Here is a 3,483-nt window from a genome sequence, read left to right as displayed (position 1 = left end):
TGCTGGGGAGCCTGACGATTACCTACTTTCACACGGGAATCCGCACTATCATCGGCGTGGAGTCGTTTCACGGTCCTGTTCGGGATGGGAAGGGGTGGGACCGACTCGCTATGGTCATCAGGCATGACTTGTTGTCGTGATGTCTTTGGGGACAGCACAACCAATCTGGAAGAAGTAGTTTCTGGTGATGCTCACCAGAGGGGGGTTGTGTTGTTTCTGGCACAACACTGATCACTCAACCGTGCGTGGTGTCCTGCCCCCTTCGGGGGTGGGATCACTGTAAGCGCTGAAGCGCTAACACTGATCGACACAAAACACACCTGTTATAGGATCAAGCCTTACGGGCAATTAGTATCAGTTAGCTTAACGCATTACTGCGCTTCCACACCTGACCTATCAACGTCCTGGTCTTGAACGACCCTTCAAGGGGCTCGAAGCCCCGGGGATATCTCATCTTAAGGCGAGTTTCCCGCTTAGATGCTTTCAGCGGTTATCTCTTCCGAACATAGCTACCCGGCGATGCCACTGGCGTGACAACCGGTACACCAGAGGTTCGTCCACTCCGGTCCTCTCGTACTAGGAGCAGCCCCCTTCAAATATCCAGCGCCCACGGCAGATAGGGACCAAACTGTCTCACGACGTTTTAAACCCAGCTCACGTACCTCTTTAAATGGCGAACAGCCATACCCTTGGGACCGGCTACAGCCCCAGGATGAGATGAGCCGACATCGAGGTGCCAAACACCGCCGTCGATATGAACTCTTGGGCGGTATCAGCCTGTTATCCCCAGAGTACCTTTTATCCGTTGAGCGATGGCCCTTCCATACAGAACCACCGGATCACTATGACCTGCTTTCGCACCTGCTCGACTTGTCGGTCTCGCAGTTAAGCACGCTTATGCCATTGCACTATCAGCACGATTTCCGACCGTACCTAGCGTACCTTCGTACTCCTCCGTTACACTTTGGGAGGAGACCGCCCCAGTCAAACTGCCTACCATGCACTGTCCCCAGTCCGGATAACGGACCAAGGTTAGAACCTCAAACAAACCAGGGTGGTATTTCAAGGACGGCTCCACGCAGACTGGCGTCCACGCTTCATAGCCTCCCACCTATCCTACACAGATCGGTTCAAAGTCCAATGCAAAGCTACAGTAAAGGTTCATGGGGTCTTTCCGTCTAGCCGCGGGGAGATTGCATCATCACAAACACTTCAACTTCGCTGAGTCTCGGGAGGAGACAGTGTGGCCATCGTTACGCCATTCGTGCAGGTCGGAACTTACCCGACAAGGAATTTCGCTACCTTAGGACCGTTATAGTTACGGCCGCCGTTTACCGGGACTTCAATCAAGAGCTTGCACCCCATCATTTAATCTTCCGGCACCGGGCAGGCGTCACACCCTATACGTCCACTTTCGTGTTTGCAGAGTGCTGTGTTTTTATTAAACAGTCGCAGCCACCAGTTTATTGCAACCCCTTCACCCTCCTGGCGCAGGCCAGTCAAGCTACAGGGGCGTACCTTATCCCGAAGTTACGGTACCAATTTGCCGAGTTCCTTCTCCCGAGTTCTCTCAAGCGCCTTAGAATACTCATCTCGCCCACCTGTGTCGGTTTGCGGTACGGTCTTGTTAAACTGAAGCTTAGAGGCTTTTCTTGGAACCACTTCCAGTTGCTTCTTCACCGAAGTGAATGGCCTCGCACCCTTGAATTCCGCGCCCGGATTTGCCTAAGCGCCTTCTCCAATGCAAGGACCGGGACTTCCAACACCCGGACAACCTTCCGCGATCCGTCCCCCCATCGCATTTAACAATGGTGCAGGAATATTAACCTGCTTCCCATCAGCTACGCATTTCTGCCTCGCCTTAGGGGCCGACTCACCCTACGCCGATGAACGTTGCGTAGGAAACCTTGGGCTTACGGCGAGGGGGCCTTTCACCCCCTTTATCGCTACTCATGTCAGCATTCGCACTTCCGATACCTCCAGCGCACTTTTCAATGCACCTTCGCAGGCTTACGGAACGCTCTCCTACCATGCATATAAATATGCATCCGCAGCTTCGGTATATTGCTTAGCCCCGTTACATCTTCCGCGCAGGACGACTCGATCAGTGAGCTATTACGCTTTCTTTAAAGGATGGCTGCTTCTAAGCCAACCTCCTGACTGTTTTAGCCTTCCCACTTCGTTTCCCACTTAGCAATATTTGGGGACCTTAGCTGGCGGTCTGGGTTGTTTCCCTCTTGACACCGGACGTTAGCACCCGATGTCTGTCTCCCGTGATTGCACTCTTCGGTATTCGGAGTTTGCTATGGCGTAGTAATCCGCAATGGACCCCACAACCATGACAGTGCTCTACCCCCGAAGGTGATACACGAGGCACTACCTAAATAGTTTTCGGAGAGAACCAGCTATTTCCAGGTTTGTTTAGCCTTTCACCCCTATCCACAGCTCATCCCCTAACTTTTCAACGTTAGTGGGTTCGGACCTCCAGTACGTGTTACCGCACCTTCATCCTGGCCATGGATAGATCACCTGGTTTCGGGTCTACACCCAGCGACTGAACGCCCTGTTCGGACTCGCTTTCGCTACGCCTGCCCTAATCGGTTAAGCTTGCCACTGAATGTAAGTCGCTGACCCATTATACAAAAGGTACGCCGTCACCCCTTGCGAGGCTCCGACTGTTTGTATGCATGCGGTTTCAGGATCTATTTCACTCCCCTCCCGGGGTTCTTTTCGCCTTTCCCTCACGGTACTGGTTCACTATCGGTCGATCACGAGTATTTAGCCTTGGAGGATGGTCCCCCCATCTTCAGACAGGATTTCACGTGTCCCGCCCTACTTGTCGTACACCCAGTTCTTCCTCGCTGTTTTCGTCTACAGGGCTATCACCTGCTATGGCGGCACTTTCCAGAGCCTTCGACTAACAATGAAGATAAAGAGTACAGGCTGGTCCCATTTCGCTCGCCACTACTCTGGGAATCTCGGTTGATTTCTTTTCCTGCGGTTACTTAGATGTTTCAGTTCACCGCGTTCGCTTCACGTAACCTATGTATTCAGTTACGGATACTCCATAAGGAGTGGGTTTCCCCATTCGGATATCGGGGGATCAAAGCTCGTTTGCCAGCTCCCCCCCGCTTTTCGCAGGCTACCGCGTCCTTCATCGCCTGTGATCGCCAAGGCATCCACCACATGCACTTGTTCGCTTGACCCTATAACGGGTGTGTCTCATGCGCCATTCACTGGGAATGGCACGTTCGCCACACGCGCTACAGGTTGAGTATTCGTGTTGCGCCGTATTCCAAGGCGATCTTTCGATCACCTTTTCATACATTGATACAATCACAACCCTGATTCACCTACTCGACCACCCATCTCTAAGTGATCTTTCGTGAATCTCTTTACTACTTCTTCCTGATTGTTAAAGAACGACAGCCGATATAAAGCTCTGCTTCATATCACTCTGACTGGCTCAATCGCCAATGCGAA

2 rRNA genes are annotated in these 3,483 nt (G+C 52.4%); both read right to left on the bottom strand.

What is annotated here, in order from left to right:
- Positions 1-9 precede the first annotated feature (9 nt).
- Positions 10-122: ribosomal RNA gene (gene rrf / locus BM438_RS44220) — 5S ribosomal RNA — on the bottom strand.
- 205 nt (positions 123-327) lie between these two features.
- Positions 328-3,206, bottom strand: a 23S ribosomal RNA gene (locus BM438_RS44215).
- Positions 3,207-3,483: the final 277 nt, after the last annotated feature.

Source organism: Paraburkholderia aspalathi, from assembly GCF_900116445.1.
Lineage (GTDB): Bacteria > Pseudomonadota > Gammaproteobacteria > Burkholderiales > Burkholderiaceae > Paraburkholderia > Paraburkholderia aspalathi.
The sequence above is the reverse complement of the archived record's forward strand: the minus strand, read 5'-3'. Positions and strand labels throughout refer to the sequence as shown.